Below are 18087 nucleotides of genomic sequence, written 5' to 3' on the forward strand. Positions count from 1 at the left end.
TGCTCATGGACCCCCTCGAAGACATTCTTGCGGAGGATCTGTCAGTGGTCTTTTGCGGGATCAATCCCGGTCTGCTGGCGGCGGAGCAGGGACATCATTTCGCCGGGCGCAGCAATCGGTTCTGGCGCACGTTGCATCTGGCCGGGTTTACACCCGACGAAGTCCGCCCGGAAAACGACCGCTCGATTCTGCAATATCAGTGCGGTTTGACGGCGGTGGTCGCCCGGCCAACCGCGCGGGCGGATCAAGTGTCGGCGCAGGAGTTTGTCGCCGCTGCGGCTGATTTCGAACAGAAGATTGCCCGCTACAAACCGGGGCATGTGGCTTTTCTCGGCAAAGCGGCTTATTCGGGGCTGTCCGGGAAAAAGCTAATTGGCTGGGGGCGTCAGGCCGAGACCTTCGGCCATGCGGCCGTCTGGGTGTTGCCCAATCCCAGCGGACGCAATCTGGCGTTTAACCTCGAACAATTGGTCGCGGCGTATCGCCAGCTGGCCTGGGCAGCCGGTTTTCAAGCGGGCTGAAGATTTGCCTTAACGTGCGCCGAAATCCATTTCCGACTGTAGGCCAGAACGCCCTGAGCGATGGCCGTGGGGAAGTGGATAAAACCGTGAGGTGAGGAGGGCAATACGTACATGTCGACCGGCGCTGATTGCGCCCAACGCCTGGCGATGTCGAGGGTGTCGTCGCGCAGCGGGTCGAGTTCGCCAGCAAACAGCAGCGCGGGCGGAAAACCGGCGAAGTCGCCGTACAGCGGAGACAACGGTGGCTGGCGGCGCTGCTCGTCGGTCATTTCGGGCGTGAGCAGGCGCAGCGCCTCGACCATGCCCGGGCCGTCGAGCACCAACGTGTCGGCAGGCGCGTTGCGTACGCTCGGCGTTCCGGTGAGGTCGTAGACACCGTAATACAGCAGTGCGCCGCTGATGCGTTGCAGTAAATCAGGCCATTGTTTCAGCGCCAGCAAGGTCGCCGCCGCCAGATGACCGCCCGCCGATTCACCGACCACCACCACGGGCAGACCGGCAAATTCGGCTTCTTGCAATATTCCGCTAGTAGCGTTGAGGCAGTCTTGCAGCAGACCTTCAAGCGGCGTCGAAACCGCTAATCGATAATCGACCGAGATCACCGTCACCTGGCAGCTATCGACGATGGCCGCGTTGAAGTTGTCGTCCATCTGCGCATTGCCGATCACCCAGCCGCCGCCGTGAAAATCCAGCACCACGCCTTTCGCCGGGCCATTGGGGCGGATGATCCGCACGGGCACGTTATCAATCAGCTTGCGCTCGGCCGTCAGGCCAAACTTGCGCAGCGCGCCTGAGCCGCCGATCTGGCTGACGCGTAACAGCGCCTGAATCAAACGCGGCGTCAGGCGATTGCGGATCTTGAAGCGCGGCAGCCAGGCCAACTTCCTGTTGAAGGCCCGCACCTCATTCAACTCGCGCTCGCCCTGCGGCCACGGTGTTTCAGTACCCCAATTGGCATTGTTCATCAGCGGTTCTTGATCAGGATGGAAAAATTCAACGCCGCCGCCACGCACAGCCACGCCAGATAAGGAAACAGGATCAACCCCGTGATCAGGTCCAGTTGTATCGCCAGCACCACCATCGCCGCGACCACCAGCCACAACACGGTGAGAATCACCATCGCCGCCAACACCTGATGCGCGCCGAAGAACACCGGCGTCCACAGCGTGTTCAGCGCAATCTGCGCCGCCCATAGCGCCAGCACCGTTTGACTGCCGGGGATCAGGCTCAAGCGGTAACCGGCCCACGCCAGCAGCAGGTAGATAATCGTCCAGGCCACGGGGAACGCCCAATTGGGCGGGGTAAAACCGGGTTTGTTCAGCGTTTCGTACCACGGCCCCGGTTTGAACATCACGCCAGTGGTTGCCGCTGCTGCGCAGGCCAGAAGAAAAATGAAGAAGGTCATCGCCAGTCCTTGGCTGAAATCAGCCGGTAAGGGGTTTAAGAAGAGGACGCCTGCTGACGCGAAAAGTTTGCATGGTATGAGGATGATTTAGAGTCTTTGCGCGTTGACGACACATTAGCCGAACCGGATTTCGAGTCGTCAGTGGTGCGTGCGACTGGCTTGAGCGTAGCGGTCGATGCGGGAGGGCACGGGAGGGATTGACGGTTGCAACCGACATCCAGGATTTGAATACACGAGGCTCAAAAGGCTTGGCGATCAACCAAGCCCGCTAAGCGAGTGAATCAGCGTTTGTCGATCGGCGAGTTCATGATGAACAGCACGATACGCTTCAGCAGTGCCGCCCAGCTGCTGCCTTTAGCCCAGGCTACATGGCTCTGAATATCCCAGACATTTTGCTGTGCGACATACCGTTCAGTGCTCAGTTTGCTATAGAAGTCGGAGCAGGGAACAAGTCGATCCAGGTAGGGCTTTTGTACCTTCAGGACACCGACGGTGGGCGCTGAGAAGTGACCGCTGAGCACGTCAAGACCTTGTGCGCTTTGACCATTTTTGTCACTGCCGCTCAGCACGAACCCAAACTTCATGTAGAACTGATTACGGCGCAGGCGCTCACTGTCGCCATTGACTGTGTGAGAAGAAAGCATGCCCGGTTGAATGACGTAGTTTTGTAGTCCTTTGCGATGCAGCCAGTCGATGACGCGGGCCATCAAGGCCGGGCCCAGACCGTGCCCTTCCGGGTACATCTGGATCTGACTGGTCGGACCGAACATTACGGTATGGGTGTGGTGGCAGACCGTGACCGAAACGCAATTGCCGAATCGATCAAACTGATTATTGAATGTCCCCGGCTTGGTTGCGCGGGCGCGATAGTACTCAAAGTCAGGCTTTTCTTCGATCTGGCCAAGCCGGGACTGTTCCGTCACGGCGATCAACATCACCTTTTTGTTCGCGGCCTCGAAGAGATAAGCCTCACGCAGCGTTGCGTCAACTTCCATTTTGTCTTCAGCTTGTTTCAGCGTTGTCATATTGCTCCTTCGGGGGAAAACCCTTGCATCGTTGGTCTACTGTCGCCACGGATGAGTGATATCAGGGCGTTGCTCGGGTCGCGTCAAAATTGACCCAGCGGGCGAATCGTTGCTGCATGAACTCTTCGCAACCGGTTTCCAGTTGCTCCTGCCGCGTGGGTACTTTCGGTTTGAGCATCCGGTTGAACAGGCCACCACCGAAAACACCGGCCACTGCCTGATACACCGAAGACGATTCGATGCCTGAGAGTGAGGCAAAGCTGTTTTTGGAGCGCGTGTTGCCGCAGCTGTCGCTATAAAAATGAGTGGAGTCGTCCGGTTGTAGCGAATCGTCCGGCGCCTCACCGGTGGGGTAAATCAGCGCTTTGGAACCGGCGATGGAGTAAACACAACCGAAGGCTTTCTCCTGATTCGAAAACACTTTTGCGTAAGCGGCGGCCGCCGAATTCTCATCTGGTCCACCGAGAAAAATGACCCGCTGATCGCTGTCAAGCGTGGCCTTGTTGGCATCATAAAAGCCGACATCCCACAGACGGCTGGTATACCCGGCAAACGCCTGGATTCGTGCCTCGATGATGTTGGCGGCACTGACGTATCCGTCCGCATACACCACCGTTATCTGATTTGAAGGCGCCCTGAAACCCATCTCGTTCTCCCTGTAAAAAATGCGCAACTGCTCTGCCGTCAGGCGTTAAAGGCTAATTGCCATATCTGTCGATTCCATTAATATGTGGCACTTTGCCACAGTCGAGACGGAATTCGTTCAATGTTCAATGGGGATCTGAAAAAAAACGCGCTGGAGCAACTTGAAAAGGCCCGCAATCGTCAGACGCTTGTCGCTGACGATGTCGAGAAAGCCTGTACCGGTCTGCATACCGTGCGCCACCGCGCCAGTACCGAATTGATGAGATCGGTCGAGACGTTCATCAACCACCTGGCCAACTCACCCAAGGAATTTGAAAAGTCCTTTGGGACTTTCAGGGCCGAGGCGCAATCATTTTGTAGCTTGGTCAACAAGCTCAACATCGAAGCCTCCAAGGTCGAATTCACGGCCGGCTCGTCGGCGGCTGCTGGTGTAGCGGCGGGTGTCGGTACAGCAGCGTTCGCACCGACGGCCGCGATGGCAGTTGCTACCACGTTCGGCACTGCTTCCACCGGTGCGGCGATTTCCGGGCTGTCGGGCGCCGCCGCCACCAACGCTGCGCTTGCCTGGTTGGGCGGAGGTGCATTGGCAGCGGGCGGTGGCGGAATGTCTGCAGGATCGGCATTGCTCGCGCTGGCAGGTCCCATTGGCTGGGGCATTGGTGGCGCAGCCATTGTGGGCGGCGGTCTGTATGCGCGGAGCAAAAACCGAAAAATCGCCGAGGAGGCTGCCGAGCATCGTGCACAGATCGAAGCCTCCACCCGGACATTGAACGTCGCCAGACAATGGGTAGACCGGATGATCGCGAGCACCGTGCAACACGCCGACGGCATGGATGTATTGCTGGGTGTTTTGACGCGCACCGCTCCAAACAACTACTCGCTGTTCAATGCTGATCAGAAGAACATGCTCGGCGCGCTCGTCAATCATATGAACTCGCTTTCTCAATTATTGAACAAGGCGCCTGAATGATGGCGCTCAATCAGACGGAGACAGGTACGTTCCGCGACCAGATCAGTGCGCAACTGGTGGACGGAATCAACAACATTCGTATCAACACTACTACCCGGTTGCTGAACGGTCAGGATGAAGCGCTGCACAAAGCAGTTGAGCAAATTGATATTGTTCGCGCCTTTCTGAAAACCCCCGAAAAGATTCTCGGTAACCCTCTGACCAAACACGGAGAAATTGCCGAGCAGGTTGAAGTGGGGGTGCGCAATGCCCGCTCGCTGGTCGAACAAGGCGACCTCGTTGCGACATTCGAAGGCGTCGGCCGCACGGCACCTGAGGACTTCCTGCTGGACGGTATCGCGGTTCAGTCGAAGTTCATCAACGGTGCCAACAATGGGCTCGGCGAAGTACTTGAGCATATGAGCAAGTACGAAACGTTCGGTAGAGACGGCTCTTTTTACCAGATTCCCAAGGACCAGTTCGAAACCATCACCCGTGTCATCAACGGTGATCCCGGTCCTCTGAACGATAAGTCGGTCAGGGCCATCCTGGCAAAGGTCAAGGAAATCGAGGAGGCGTCTGGCAAACCTTTCCAGGACGTCGTCAAACCCAGCCTGCAGAACTACGCGGACCCGCAACAGGGCAAGGTGTTCGACACTCTTGAGCGGGAAGAGAATGCGTTGGCCGACCGCAATGATCAGCGCAAGGAACAGATTCGCAGCGAAAACGGCCCGTCATTGGCTGGCGCGGCGCAGGCTGCCGCGATCGCAGGTGCGGTGGGAGGTGCCGTCGGGTTGACCACTTCGCTGTACGCCAAATACAAGGAAGGCAAAAACGTATTCAAGGGTGATTTCAACGCGCAGGACTGGGCCGATGTTGGAATCGATACAGGCACGGCAGCAATCGGCGGGGCGATCGCCGGCGGCTCGATCTACCTCATGACCAACTATGCAAACATGGCTGCGCCTTTTGCCGGCGCTGTGGTCAGCGCCGCGAAAGGGGTCAGTACGCTGATCGTCGATTACCACGCCGGCAGGATTGATCTGGACGAGTTGATTAGCCTGGGCACTGTTGTCTGCGCAGAGTCGGCCATCGTCGGTATCGCTACGGCCGCCGGACAGGCTCTGATACCTGTTCCCGTGATCGGCGCGGTAGTGGGCTCCGTGGCTGGCAAGATGCTTGCTGAGTTCCTCAAAGGGCAATCGGCCGGGATTCAGGCCACCCTGGATGCACGAATGAACGAATACCTGGCCACAGTCGACCGGCAATGCCAAGCCGTCGTGCAGGACATCCTTGAGGCATTCGATCATCTGGGTGATCTGATGACCGCCGCGTTTGATATCGAGCGAAACACCGAGTTGTTGCACAACAGCGTAGTACTGGCGCTGACCCTGGGCGTTTCGCCTGCGGTTCTGATTACCCGCCATGAGGAACTGGATGCGTTCATGATGAGTTGAAAAAAACAACAACACGACCACGTCGAGACTTCCCTTGAATCGCGGGGAAGTCTGACCGCTTCGCTTTGCGATTGAACTAAAAACTGACTGCTGCGTCAGGATGATCAGTGCCTTTTTCTACTGATGCGGATGACATCATGTACACCTATCACATCGATTACCGATTCAACGGCGAGCCTCGTACCTTTCTGCTTGAACTCAAAGAACAGCAGCTAGCCGAGCACGAGGCCGCTATGCATCTGCTGGAGTTGCACCTGGGCGACGCGGAAAACGGCCTGATCATGCCCACTGCGGATTCGACGGCCGAGGAGATTCTCGAGCAGGCCAAGCGGGTAGGGATTACAGACATCAAGGTTGTCAGCCAGACCAACTGAAGCGGACTATCAGCAGCCCATCGCGTGACCGAAGATGGGTTTGTGCGGGTGTTTATGCGCGCTTAAACGGGTATCGCTGCTTCCAGCGCATCGTGCTCCAAGTGCGCGCACTCTCGATAGAAGCTTAGAAACTCACCCGCCGGCATCGCCTTGCCAAACAGCCAACCCTGCCCAAACTGCACTCCTTGACCGCGCAGGTAATCGCGCTGCGCTTCGGTCTCGATGCCTTCGGCGACAATCTGCAGGCGCAGGCTCTTGGCCATTTCGATGATGTGGCCGGTCACGGTGCCGGTCGCGGCATCCTGATCGATATTGTCGACGAACGACTTGTCGATCTTCAGCACGTCCAGCGGCAGTTGCTGCAAATGCTGCAGGCTGGAAAACCCGGTGCCGAAATCATCGATAGCCGCTAGATAACCCAGCTCTCGGGCGCGATTGACTGTCGTGCGCGCGGCGTCGATCTCGACGAAACCGCGCTCGGTGGCTTCCAGCCAGATCTGCTGTTGCTGCACATCGGCGCGGCGTAATGCGGCTTCCAGCTTCGGCAGAAAGCGCCCGCTGCTGACGTCTTTCGCCGCCAGGTTGATTGCCACGTGCAGGCTGCGTTCCTTGACCAGCAACGGGCCGAGATCATGCATCACATGGTCGATCACTTGATCGGTGATCGGCAGAATCAAACCGCTGTGCTCGGCCAGTGGGATAAACGCATCGGGGCAGACCCGCGTACCGTCCGGGTGCTGCCAACGCACCAGTGCCTCGGCGCCAACGCAGGCGCCGTCGTCCAAGCGAATAATCGGTTGATAGTGAACGACGAACTCGCGATTACGCACCGCCAGTTGCAGTTCGGCCAGCGGCGACAGGCGTTGGCGAGTGCGGCGCACGATCAGCAACACCAGCAGGCCGGCGAGTAAACCGCCGATGGGCAGCATCAGCATTTCCCTGCGAACCAGGCCTTGCATCAGCTCATGGCGTGACAGCGCGGCGATCGCCACCCAGTCGCCGCTGTGCACGAGGGTGTAGAGGTAACCGTCGTCGAGCCCCGAGTGCGGACCAGAATGCACCCGAGCGAGAAAGTGTTCCGCGCCGGGGCGCGAGGCGCTGACCAGTTGCCCGGCAGCGGTGCCGACGGCCAGGTGCAGATCCTCATCGAGCGTTACACGCAGGAACTGCTGAGGATCGACCAGCACATTGAACGCGGCGTATTGCAGGGCCATCATCGGCTTGGCCGCGACGATGCGCGACTGCACACCGAGCGAAACGCGCACGCCGTCGGAGGTGATGAAGTCTTCCTGCCACGGCGTCGCATGCTGTCCGACCGCACCCCACGAACCGCAGGCGTAAATCTCTTCTTCGACGTAACCGATCGACTTTACCGAGAGCGTGTTGATGGTCAACAGACGCATCTCGTCAATGCTTTCCGGCGTGCACGGTGCGAGCCGGGAGCTGGCGATGGATTTCAGCGCGCCGGCCGCTTCAGTGAAAGTCCCGTGGGCGCGACTGGAGGCGACGGAAGCGAGGGTTTCCAGACGTTGTTGCGCAGCCGCCAGATTCAACATCCAGGCGACATAACCCATTAAAAGTACCGGAAGCAAGACACACGGAAGGCCCAGAAGAATGCTCTTCCAGACAATGCGTTTTTTGTTCATTTAGCGCCACCTTGGCCTCAAGGCCTGTGACGTGCGCACAGCACGGCTGTTTCCAGCCACACCAGAATATCGCCGCCGGGGTGGGCGAATATTGCTGTGGATCAACTATTTCACTGCTGGCTTTCAATCCCTGTGGGAGGGCCAATATCTTCAGCTCCACGAATAACCCTGTGGGAGCGAGCTTGCTCGCGAAAGCGGTGTACCAGACACATCATCGCTCAATGACCCACCGCATTCGCGAGCAAGCTCGCTCCCACAGGTCTTGTGGCAAAACACACATCCCAGCAGCCCAAAGTACCCTTGTAGGAGTGAGCCTGCTCGCGAAAGCGGTGGACCAGTCACATCATTGCTCAATGATCTACCGCCTTCGCGAGCACGCCAGTTCCCACAGTGTCGCCGCTCAAACTTCAGCCTCCGCCTAATGGACAATTCACGCACCCCACGGCCCATTCGCGCAGGCATTTTCGTGCGGCGTGAATTTGTCATATTCGGTCTAAATCCGGTGCAGATAGTAGGCAGCCCAACGCTAACCGAAATGAGGCTGCACTGTGTTTCAACGTCTTCTGTGTTCGCTGTCCGTACTGAGCCTGTCCATCGCCGCCGCCCATGCTGCCGACCCCGTGTTGCTCGACACGCCGCGCCTGCAAGGCATGGACAATTTCCGTGATGTCGCTGGCACCACCACCGCGTATTCCACCGCCCACGACGGCACCATGCGCGCTGGCGTGTTCTACCGCGCCAATGCGGTAACTCCAACGGCCTCTGACCTGACGACCCTAAACAGCCTCGGCATCAAAGCGGTCTACGACTTGCGCACCCCCAGTGAAATCGCCGCGACCCCCGACACAATGCTGAGCGGCGCGACCTACCAGAACATCGACATCATCGGCTCCACCACCTCCGGCGCGAACATCACCACTATCTCCTTCAACAGCGCCGCCGACGCCATCGCCATGATGGAGCAGACCAACCGCGCCTTCGTCAGCGACGCCGGCATGCGCGGCCAGTTCAACCAACTGTTCAACGAACTGGCCAGCACCGACGGCGCCCAACTGTTCCACTGCACCGCCGGCAAGGATCGTACCGGCTGGACCGCCGTTGTGTTGCAGAGTATCGCCGGTGTCGACGATGCGACCATCATGGCCAACTATCTGGCGACCAACGACTATACCGCCGCCCGTGTCGCCGCCACCCTCAAAGCGCTACCGCCGAGCATGGCCTCAATCTACGCGCCACTGCTCGGCGTTCAGGCCAGCTACCTGCAAGCCGGCCTCGACGAAGTCACCGCCGAATACGGCAGCATGGACAACTACCTCAAACAAGGCCTCGGCCTGTCGCAGGAAACCATCTACGTGCTGCGCGGCAAACTGGTCGAATACAACAGCCTGCCGGGTCAGGCCGGGCTGATCGGCAACGCCGCCGCTGGCGCCGAACTGCTTCGCCAATTGCAGAACACCAGCCTGTCCGGCACCTACAGCGCCTACAACTACTACCTGCAATCGGCCATCGACGCCGGCACCCTCGGCGGCGTCGAATCGCAGGTCGGCGGCCAGGTTCACGCCGACGCCGCCAGCTACCTGTTGCGCCAAAACGCAATGATCGAACAAGCCGCCGCACCGTTCGCCAGCGGCAGTGACCTCAAGGTTGGCCAATACCGCCTCTGGACCACCGCGCTCGCCGGCTACCTCGGCACCGACGGCTCGGCCCACGCCGACAGCAGCAACGAACACAGCCAAGGCCTGATGGTCGGCATCACCCAGCGCTTCAGCGAACAACTCAGTGCCCGCGGCGGCTTCGGCTACAGCAAAGGCACGGTCGGCGGCGCGGGTGGCGAAGCCGACACCGACTTCACCTTCCTCAACGTCGGCGCCCGTTACGGCTTCACCAGCCTTGAACAAGGCCTGTTCCTCGACGCCAATGCCAGCGCCGGCTACGTCGACTACGACAGCAAACGCAATCTCGGCGGCGGCCTCGGCACCGCAAAAGGCAACAGCCACGGCAACCTCACCGGTGCCACTGTTGCTCTCGGCTACCGCGGCCCGGTCAACGGCATGACTTTCGAACCGAGCCTGGGCTTCCGAGTAAGCCACCTAGACCTCAACGGCTTCAAAGAGAAGGGCAGCGAACTGTCCCTCGACGTCGACGACAACAGCGCCACGCGCCGCAGCGCCGTCGCCAACCTCAACGTCGGTTTCGCCCCGGTGACGATGGGCGCATGGCAACTGGTGCCCGGCGTACAAGTCGGTTACGAACGCACACTGGGCGACAACCAGGTCGACAGCCAAAGCCACCTGCTGGGCCTCGACATTGAACAACGCGCTGCCTTCGACAACCGCGACCAGTTCAGCGGCGGCGTTAACGTCATGGCCAGCCTCGGCGCCCTGAGCCTCGGCGCAGAAGTCGGCGCCAACGGCGGCGGCCACAGCAATGGCTTCAACGGCGGCCTCAAGGCCAGTTACGCCTTCTAAAAGACACACGGGATCAAGGATGACCCCCACTCCAACAAACACCCCAAAACCCAATGTGGGAGCGAGCTTGCTCGCGAAAGCGCCAGATCAGCCAACACCAACATCGACTGAACTACCGCTTTCGCGAGCAAGCTCGCTCCCACAATTAGCATTCCAACTTACGAACCGATCAGCCGCGCCCCCGCAAATCCGCCGGGCTCACCCCATAAGCCCCCTGAAAATACCGACAAAACCGCCCCACATTGCTAAACCCAAACCGCAACGCCACCTCCGTCACCGACCCCGAACCCCGCCGCTTCAACACCTCATAAGCCCGCTCCAGCCGCACCTGCCGCTGATACGCCACAATCGACATCCCGACAAACCGCCGAAACCCCTCCTGCAACGCGCGCTGACTGACATGGCTCAACCGCGCCAGATCCACACCACTGACCAACTGCTCTGGATGCGCCTGAATAAACTCCACCGCCAACTTCACATGCCTCGGCGCAACCATCGCCGTCGGCCGCCGCAACGCCTCGGAAAAGTTATGCGGCCACGCCTCCAACACCGCATCAATCAACATCTCGCGCAACCGCGACGGCATTAACGTCCCGCTATTGATCAGCAGATCAAACTCAGTGCCTGTGGCTAGATCAATCAACGCCTTGATCCCCTTAAACGCTGCCGAATTCAGATCCACGCTCGGCTCAAAAACGATCTTCTGCAGAATCGGTTTATCCAATAGCGCCGATAGCCGCTCGGTGAGCTGGTGACGATTGATCGACATGCCGTGATGCGCGTGATCATCCAGAAAGTGCATCGAACGGATATCCGCCTTATCGATCGCCAACCCCACGTGCGACATACCGATAGACTCGGTGGCATGGTTGAAAACGATCTTGCCAGCAGTGGGAATGACGAACGTGATCTCATCCTGTGGATCGGGGAAAGCGACGGTGAAATCACCGTGATAATGCATCCGCCGAAAACTCACGCCCTCGTGCCGCCCGTAAACACCGCCAATAATGATGTTCGACGGCAGCGGCGGATTGTCGGCATAGCGATTGCCAAACAATCTGGAAAACAGTGCACCGAAGTCGTCCGAACGGAGGTTGTCGGAGCGCAGGATGATTTGCTGGCGAACGGGAGTCGGAAACACCTTGGCGGCACCTTCGGTTGGGGGCTCTAGGACTGGGGTGTAGGGCAGGGCGCCGAGGAGATTAGCAGAGGAAATATGACGCGTTTGTGACAGTCAGAAACATGTCGTAACACCGCCGCGCCACGTTTAAGCAAAGGACACTCGGCAGGCCATGGCCGACATGGCAACCTGCTCGCATCTGTACTCAGCAAACAAATAGTGGCGACGCCTCCAGGGCTTGGCCCTGTTTGACATGACATGAAAGCATTCAAGTTACTTGGAGCGGCAATGCAAGCCAACACGCAAACACTCCCCATCACCCTGTCCCCCGAACTCGACTTCGACCAAAACGCCGCCAGCGCTTTCGGCGAATCACTGACCCACGAATACACCCAAGCCACGCCATTCCCGCACATCGTCATCGACAACTTCCTGCAAGCCGACGTCATCGCCAGCATCCGCGAACACTTCCCGGTCGAACCGACCAACAACGAACAAATCTACGAGCGCGGCTACAAAGGCCAACTCAAACGCCAGATCAGCCCCAACGCCTGCAGCCCATACCTGAAGAACGTCTTCAACATCTTCAACTCCGCGCCAATGCTGGAATTCCTCGAAAAACTCACCGGCATTCAAGGCCTGATCCCCGATCCTTATTTCGCCGGCGGCGGATTACACGAAACCAAAACCGGCGGTTTCCTCGGCGTGCACTCGGATTTTCGGCTGAACAAAAAGCTAAACGTTGAGCGGCGGCTGAACGTGATCATCTATCTGACCGAGGACTGGCAGGGGGCGTACGGCGGCAACCTGGAGCTTTGGGATGTGGAGATGAAGAACTGCCTGAAGAAGGTGCTGCCGGTTTATAACCGGTGTGTGATTTTTAATACGGATAAGGATAGTAACCATGGGCATCCGGAGCCGTTGACTACGCCGGAAGGCATTACGCGGCGGTCGATTGCGCTTTATTACTACACGGCGAGTGGGGTGGGAGGGGAGCCGGGGCAGAGGAATAAAACGCACTATAAGCCGCGGCCGAAGGATCGGTGGAGTTTGAGGTATTACGTGAATAAGGTTTTCAGAACGAAGTGATGAAGGAGAATCTGCACTTAATGATGCATCGGACTTTCTGCGGATCGAGTGGCGTGGGAAATTGAGAAAAGGCCCCTGTTGTCCGGAGCGGACGACCCTTGTTTCTTAAGCAATACTCAACCTCCCTTTCCATTCGTGCTCGCCACATCCATCAATCGTCGATCCGCTAAGCGTTGGGTGTAGATCCACCATTGCATCGATTTTAGGTGGGATAGATCACTTCGGTTGTCGAAAACTGTTCAATATTCCAGGCGGGAAGCAGATTTGTACCCGTCAGGGCTACTGGATTTTCCTATCCTTTTCCTCATGGTCGAAAATAACGACCTGTCCGACCCATCCTGGGTGAAAAAATCTGCTTTAGTTAACGACTGTCAAAGGGCCATTTCCGCCTGCAGAAGGACGTTGGATGATATGGGAAATCAAAGATTATTTTCGCTTGCTCCGTGAGTTGTTGGCTGTTTTTAAGCGTTATTTTTTCGTCAACTATAGCGATAAATATAATGAAAATATCTAAAATTGAGATTAGTAACTTTCGACTTCTTCGAGAATTTTCGTTGGACTTGGAGGATGAGCTTTCACTGGTGATAGGGAAGAATAATTCTGGCAAGACTTCTCTTTTGTCAGCGCTTGAGAAGTTTGTTGTCGAAAAGTACAAGATAGTTATCGATGATTTTAATGTAAGCCTAAGAGATAGACTTAGTAGGTTGGTCTCCGGGGAAGATCCTATTCCGGCGGAGGATGAGTATGATCCCGTTGGTATGCAACTGAAAATTACTATTGTGTACGATAAATCGGATGATTTAGGGCAGGTATCATCGCTCATTATGAGTCTTGATCCAGAAGATTATCTAATTAATCTTGGCTTCGAGTATAAGCTCGCGCATGCTCAGGTCGTCGATTTTTACACAGCATTTCAGGAAGAGCGTGATAACTACGATAATGATGTTCTTCTCTATATTTCTGAGTGGCATGGTAAGTATTTTGGAAGCATAGTGCGTAAAAGTTACCTTAGTGGTGATTGCACGAAATATACAGATTTAACCAAGGAAAAGATCTCCTTAGAGGAGGTGCTCTCATTTCGATCGATTAGTGCTAAGCGAAGTGTTACGAACAAAGATAATGATAAAACCCTTTCAGGGCAAACTGCCAAAATATATAAAAGGACGGAAGAGACTGAGGAGCAAAAAGATACCGTAAATATTTTCAAGAAAAAGCTAAGGAGTGCAGACAAAGACCTCAGTGTGGTTTATCAGAGTATGTTTGCTAAGCTTTTGGGCAGTGTAGAGAGGTTTGGTGGGGTTTCTCATGCGGAAACCTCACTAACTATAGCCTCGACATTGCAGCACAGAGAGTTGCTTGAGGGTAATACAACAGTTCTTTATCGATATGAAGATCATAATCTCCCGGAGCATTTTAATGGCTTGGGGTACATGAATCTGATCAGTATGATTTTTGAAATTGATCTGTTGATGACTTCCTTTAGGCGAGCAATCAATAAAAGACCGGCGGCCGTAAATTTGCTTTTCATTGAAGAGCCTGAAGCCCATACTCATCCTCAAATGCAATATGTTTTTATTAAAAATATAAAAAATCTTTTGGCGGAGGGCGTGAAGCGAGAGGATGGGATAAATGTAAATCTTCAGACTGTGATAAGTACGCATTCTTCTCATATTGTCGCTGAGTGTGATTTTGATGATATTAAATATATGAAGAAGTCTGCTGGTGAAGTGCGCTGCAAAAGCCTTAAAAATCTAAAGGATGACTACCTAGACGCGAATCCGAAAGAAGGTGCTGCGCACTTTCGATTTTTGAAGCAATATCTAACTCTGCACCGGGCGGAACTATTTTTTGCTGATAAAGCTATATTGGTCGAAGGGGATGCAGAGAAAATCTTGCTCCCAGCTATGATGAAAAAACTAGATCAAGAATATCCAGTTGAAGGGGTTTCTGCGTTGCTTTCGCAGAATATTTCGTTAGTTGAAGTTGGTGCGCATTCGCAGATTTTTGAAAAGTTCATTCGATTTGTTGGAATTAAAACCCTTATTCTTACTGATATAGATACAGGGAAAACACTTGTTGAATTAAATGATAAGGGGGAAGAAAGAAAATCTACTCAAAAATGCCCTCCGCTCGATATTAAAGCTGATCATACGTCTAATAATGCTCTCTGCTTTTTCTATGGGAAGAAAAGGGAGGATATTAAGTTTTTCCTCGAGTTGCAGAGGACTCATAAGACATTGGCGTATTTAGATGGCTGGTCCCCTAACGAGGAAGGAACGCTGTTCGTTGGATTCCAGACGGAAGAAGGAAACTATCGAGGTCGAAGTTTTGAAGACGCTTTTTTTAGTATAAATAAGGGTTTCTTGGGTTCCGAGTCAACAAAGTTTCCGTCGCTGATAGCTAAGCATTTTAATCTTTATATAGATGGGGTTCATACTCATTATGAGTTTGCGGAAAAAGCTGTAGATAAAAAGGCTGCTTTAGCTATCGATATTTTATTAAATAGTGTCGCTACGAATGATTCAATGTTTTCAAATTGGAAGACGCCCGCATATATTCAGGAGGGGTTAGAATGGCTGCGCGGTTAATTGATCGTATCTACAGCGACGAAACCAACGAGATCCTAGCTGCCGCGAAAGAAGGGAAAAATTTTCTGTTGAGCGGCGGGGCTGGAAGCGGAAAAACCTATACGCTGGTCGAAACTATTGCAGGCCTCATCGAACAGGAACCTCTTGCTGAAATCGCTTGTATTACTTATACAAATGCTGCCGCACATGAGGTGGAGCATAGGGCGAGTCATGAAAATCTTCGTGTTTCGACAATTCATGATTTTTTATGGTCAAGTATTAAGCATTTTCAAGCGGAGCTTAAAGAAACTCTTGTTGTACTTATAAATGATGAGGCGCAAACACTTTTTAAAGTGGTTTCGGATTCAGGGGAGGCTGAAGATGTTAGCGGTATAGAGGAGGATGTTGAGTATAAGGAATATGTAAAGTTGAGGAGGGGGATTGTCTCGCACGATCAAATTCCGGTGCTGGCACATGCCATGTTTTTGAATTATCCGAAGTTGTGTAGAATAATTAATGATAAGTATAAATTTATTTTGGTGGACGAGTATCAGGATACTAGTCCGCTAGTGGTGAAAATTCTTCTTGAACACCTAGCATGCACGGAAAGACGAAACATAGTGGGTTTTTTTGGTGATGCAATGCAATCGATTTACGATAAAGGGATAGGTGATCTAGAAGCTTATAAAGGTGCAGGCAAATCTTGTGTGACTGAAATAAAGAAAAAACAGAACAGAAGAAATCCCACATCAGTCATTGATCTGGCAAATAAGTTTCGCACCGATGGCCTGATTCAAGCACCTTCGAATGACCACAATGCTCCTAATATGAAAAATGGTAATCCGATTGTTGGTTCCGCAAAATTTCTTTATTCGAGTATTGCTGATATTAAAGTTGCAAGGGATTATCTTCAGTGGAGTGCCTCTCCCTTACAAACAAAGGAATTAAATCTTACGCATAATTTGATTGCCACGAAAGCTGGCTTTCCTGAGTTGATGAGAATTTATGATGGGGATAAGGTTCTAGAGTATGTTGGTAGATTGAAGGCTATTGTCAAGGCTACTGTACCCAGATACGATCCTGAAGATAAGACTTTGAAAGATGTTATTGAAGATATGACGCAAGGTAAAACGGGGAATGAACTTAAAAAAGTTCGTCCGACAGATAGCCAAGTGGCGTATTTTGATGCCCATCCTGAACCTTTTCAACTGGCGTTATCATTGAAGTTTCTTGATTTGGTATCACTTTATATTGATAAGGATATGCTGATTGATGATTTGAAGGCAGATCAAAGTATGCTTGGTGGTGGAGGGACAACTCGAGATGGTTTGATTAAGCATCTACATAGAATTCAATCACTTATTAAGCTGTACCAAGATGCTGATTTCAGCGAGTTTATGAGGTTGACGGATTTAAAAATTCTATTCCAGGAGGATAAGGTTAAACTTCAAGATGAAATAATTAGCTTGGTCAGCTTGGAAAATAAAACTATCGAAGAGGTCATAAGTCAAGCGCATGCGACAGGTTTGGTAAGAAGGGATGATCGTCTAAATAATTTCGTGAAGCAAAGGCTTTATGTATATGGTCAAGTGTCTAGGCTGCCTTTTTCAGAGTTTCAGAATTTATACAAGTACGTGGATGGTAAAACGCCTTTTTCAACTCAGCATAAAACGAAAGGGCGAGAGTTTGATAATGTTCTGGTCGTCATGGATAATGGGCGTTGGAATAATTATAACTTTGAGGCGTTTTTTGTTGGTGAAGGTAAAGATACGGTTATAGCGCGGACTAGCAAAATTGTGTATGTTTGTTGTACTCGTGCAAAGCGAAATCTCGCGTTCTATTATCCCGAACCATCGGCTGCCGTAATAAAGAAAGCTAAACAATTATTTGGTGAAGTTAATGTGATTGATTTAGATCAAGTCTAATAGGTGCGCCATTGTTGGGCGGATCTCAGTGATTGAGTCTGCACCGCGCGAGAATTTGTAAGTCGATGCATTCTGTAAGAAAAAAGAAGAGAAAGTGGGGCGAAGAAAAACGGGGCGGATTTATTTTCAATGTTGGTGGGCATGTCTGATCAACCTCCATGACGGCATCCCGACCGTCATGGAGGAATTTTCGTTACTCCGTAGGCACCACCTTATCCAACGCCCGATTCACCGCCAACTCCCCAAGCATTACCACCTGTGCAATGCCTTGCAGTGTCTTGCGTGCCGGTCCGTGAACCAGTCCGATCACATCCCCAAGCATCACCGAAGCCGAGCCGAGTGATTCGCTGGCATTCACCAGCAGTTCTTCAGTCTTGGTTTTCGGATTGGCGATAAACATCGTGTTGGTTTGGTACGGGGTGGCCATGATTTCGGGGGCCGGGCCGAGGTAATGGGAGAGGGCACGATCCACGGCTTCGTAGAATTTCTTTGCGTCGGGGGTTTCGTCGCCCGCGATCGGATCTGTTTCGGGCGGATTCGGCGTTATTTTGAACATAGATGAAACTCCAGAATGAAAAAGTGGAGCCATCACTTTCGCTACCAAACGAGGGTGGTGGCCAAACGCAGGTTGGTAGACCGGTCACCTGGATACCCGGCGCGTCCGAAGACGCCCTACGCATGGCCACCATAAACAGCGGACGAAGACGTCCGTGCAAATAGATCTGCGATGCGACAGGTATGCCGGGCTACCAAACCCGATCACTGCTATTCAGTGACCGAACCACAATAGAACCCGCATCCAAGGCGCACAAGCCGGCGGATTCTGGCGTAGTCGTAGGCAACGGCGCAAGGCGTTGTAGGTTGGGATGACGTAACTTGGGGTGTCTTTAAACAAA

Annotated in this window: 15 protein-coding genes; 8 read left to right on the top strand and 7 right to left on the bottom strand. The window is 53.9% G+C overall.

Annotation, left to right across the window (positions count from 1 at the left end):
• Window positions 1-5 precede the first annotated feature (5 nt).
• Window positions 6-521 carry a G/U mismatch-specific DNA glycosylase gene (mug, locus tag FGA82_RS19455; protein ID WP_141128326.1) on the top strand — a complete coding sequence of 172 codons (516 nt, stop codon included), beginning with the start codon at window positions 6-8 and terminating at the stop codon, window positions 519-521.
• Here the strand turns inward: mug and FGA82_RS19460 are convergent.
• The 4 genes from FGA82_RS19460 to FGA82_RS19475 all read right to left on the bottom strand — a co-directional run bounded on the left by FGA82_RS19460 (window position 509) and on the right by FGA82_RS19475 (window position 3624).
• A complete protein-coding gene (locus FGA82_RS19460) occupies window positions 509-1486 on the bottom strand; it encodes an alpha/beta hydrolase (RefSeq protein ID WP_141128327.1) in 978 nt (325 codons plus the stop codon). The genes mug and FGA82_RS19460 overlap by 13 nt on opposite strands.
• Window positions 1486-1926 carry a tryptophan-rich sensory protein TspO gene (gene tspO / locus FGA82_RS19465; RefSeq protein WP_077572574.1) on the bottom strand — a complete coding sequence of 147 codons (441 nt, stop codon included), beginning with the start codon at window positions 1924-1926 and terminating at the stop codon, window positions 1486-1488. Before tspO ends, FGA82_RS19460 begins: the two co-directional genes overlap by 1 nt.
• A gap of 281 nt (window positions 1927-2207) precedes the next feature.
• Window positions 2208-2951, bottom strand: a complete 744-nt coding sequence (locus tag FGA82_RS19470; RefSeq protein ID WP_141128328.1) for a hypothetical protein — start codon at window positions 2949-2951, stop codon at window positions 2208-2210.
• 61 nt (window positions 2952-3012) lie between these two features.
• Window positions 3013-3624: a hypothetical protein gene (locus FGA82_RS19475; RefSeq protein WP_141128330.1), complete on the bottom strand. Its 612-nt coding sequence runs from the start codon at window positions 3622-3624 to the stop codon at window positions 3013-3015.
• A gap of 93 nt (window positions 3625-3717) precedes the next feature.
• Between FGA82_RS19475 and FGA82_RS19480 the strand changes: the two genes are divergently transcribed.
• From FGA82_RS19480 to FGA82_RS19490, 3 genes are all read left to right on the top strand, one after another.
• A complete protein-coding gene (locus FGA82_RS19480; RefSeq protein WP_141128331.1) occupies window positions 3718-4566 on the top strand; it encodes a hypothetical protein in 849 nt (282 codons plus the stop codon).
• Window positions 4563-6002, top strand: coding sequence for a hypothetical protein (locus FGA82_RS19485; protein WP_141128332.1), 1440 nt, complete (start codon window positions 4563-4565; stop codon window positions 6000-6002). The genes FGA82_RS19480 and FGA82_RS19485 overlap by 4 nt, the downstream gene beginning before the upstream one ends.
• Window positions 6003-6109: 107 nt before the next feature.
• Complete coding sequence (locus FGA82_RS19490) at window positions 6110-6376, top strand: hypothetical protein (RefSeq protein WP_122660612.1); 267 nt, start codon at window positions 6110-6112, stop codon at window positions 6374-6376.
• Window positions 6377-6438: 62 nt separating this feature from the next.
• Here the strand turns inward: FGA82_RS19490 and FGA82_RS19495 are convergent, their stop codons facing one another.
• Window positions 6439-8022 (bottom strand): EAL domain-containing protein, encoded by a 1584-nt coding sequence (locus FGA82_RS19495; RefSeq protein WP_141128333.1) that lies wholly within the window; start codon window positions 8020-8022, stop codon window positions 6439-6441.
• Between the two features lie 548 nt (window positions 8023-8570).
• Here FGA82_RS19495 and FGA82_RS19505 point away from each other — a divergent pair.
• On the top strand, window positions 8571-10490 hold the full coding sequence (locus FGA82_RS19505) for a tyrosine-protein phosphatase (protein WP_141128335.1): 1920 nt from the start codon (window positions 8571-8573) through the stop codon (window positions 10488-10490).
• Window positions 10491-10659: 169 nt separating this feature from the next.
• Here FGA82_RS19505 and FGA82_RS19510 read toward each other — a convergent pair whose 3' ends face one another.
• Entirely contained in the window at window positions 10660-11631 is a 972-nt protein-coding gene (locus FGA82_RS19510) for an AraC family transcriptional regulator (RefSeq protein ID WP_141128337.1), read from the bottom strand.
• Window positions 11632-11898: 267 nt separating this feature from the next.
• Between FGA82_RS19510 and FGA82_RS19515 the strand changes: the two genes are divergently transcribed.
• From FGA82_RS19515 to FGA82_RS19525, 3 genes are all read left to right on the top strand, one after another.
• Window positions 11899-12699 (top strand): 2OG-Fe(II) oxygenase, encoded by an 801-nt coding sequence (locus FGA82_RS19515; protein ID WP_141128338.1) that lies wholly within the window; start codon window positions 11899-11901, stop codon window positions 12697-12699.
• A gap of 500 nt (window positions 12700-13199) precedes the next feature.
• A complete protein-coding gene (locus FGA82_RS19520) occupies window positions 13200-15287 on the top strand; it encodes an ATP-dependent nuclease (RefSeq protein ID WP_141128339.1) in 2088 nt (695 codons plus the stop codon).
• Entirely contained in the window at window positions 15272-17191 is a 1920-nt protein-coding gene (locus FGA82_RS19525; protein WP_141128341.1) for a UvrD-helicase domain-containing protein, read from the top strand. The genes FGA82_RS19520 and FGA82_RS19525 overlap by 16 nt, the downstream gene beginning before the upstream one ends.
• A 193-nt stretch (window positions 17192-17384) precedes the next feature.
• On the opposite strand, the gene FGA82_RS19530 is transcribed toward FGA82_RS19525, so the two are convergent.
• Complete coding sequence (locus FGA82_RS19530; protein ID WP_141128342.1) at window positions 17385-17747, bottom strand: DUF6124 family protein; 363 nt, start codon at window positions 17745-17747, stop codon at window positions 17385-17387.
• Between the last annotated feature and the right edge of the window lie 340 nt (window positions 17748-18087).

This window comes from Pseudomonas fluorescens (genome assembly GCF_005938625.1).
Taxonomy (GTDB): Bacteria; Pseudomonadota; Gammaproteobacteria; order Pseudomonadales; family Pseudomonadaceae; genus Aquipseudomonas; species Aquipseudomonas fluorescens_BD.

Coding starts and splice junctions, on each gene's coding strand:
- FGA82_RS19515 (WP_141128338.1), top strand. CDS start 11,899: ATGCAAGCCAACACGCAAACACTCCCCATCACCCTGTCCCCCGAACTC.
- FGA82_RS19460 (WP_141128327.1), bottom strand. CDS start 1,486: ATGAACAATGCCAATTGGGGTACTGAAACACCGTGGCCGCAGGGCGAG.
- FGA82_RS19485 (WP_141128332.1), top strand. CDS start 4,563: ATGATGGCGCTCAATCAGACGGAGACAGGTACGTTCCGCGACCAGATC.
- FGA82_RS19480 (WP_141128331.1), top strand. CDS start 3,718: ATGTTCAATGGGGATCTGAAAAAAAACGCGCTGGAGCAACTTGAAAAG.
- mug (WP_141128326.1), top strand. CDS start 6: ATGGACCCCCTCGAAGACATTCTTGCGGAGGATCTGTCAGTGGTCTTT.
- FGA82_RS19520 (WP_141128339.1), top strand. CDS start 13,200: ATGAAAATATCTAAAATTGAGATTAGTAACTTTCGACTTCTTCGAGAA.
- FGA82_RS19525 (WP_141128341.1), top strand. CDS start 15,272: ATGGCTGCGCGGTTAATTGATCGTATCTACAGCGACGAAACCAACGAG.
- FGA82_RS19470 (WP_141128328.1), bottom strand. CDS start 2,951: ATGACAACGCTGAAACAAGCTGAAGACAAAATGGAAGTTGACGCAACG.
- FGA82_RS19530 (WP_141128342.1), bottom strand. CDS start 17,747: ATGTTCAAAATAACGCCGAATCCGCCCGAAACAGATCCGATCGCGGGC.
- FGA82_RS19495 (WP_141128333.1), bottom strand. CDS start 8,022: ATGAACAAAAAACGCATTGTCTGGAAGAGCATTCTTCTGGGCCTTCCG.
- tspO (WP_077572574.1), bottom strand. CDS start 1,926: ATGACCTTCTTCATTTTTCTTCTGGCCTGCGCAGCAGCGGCAACCACT.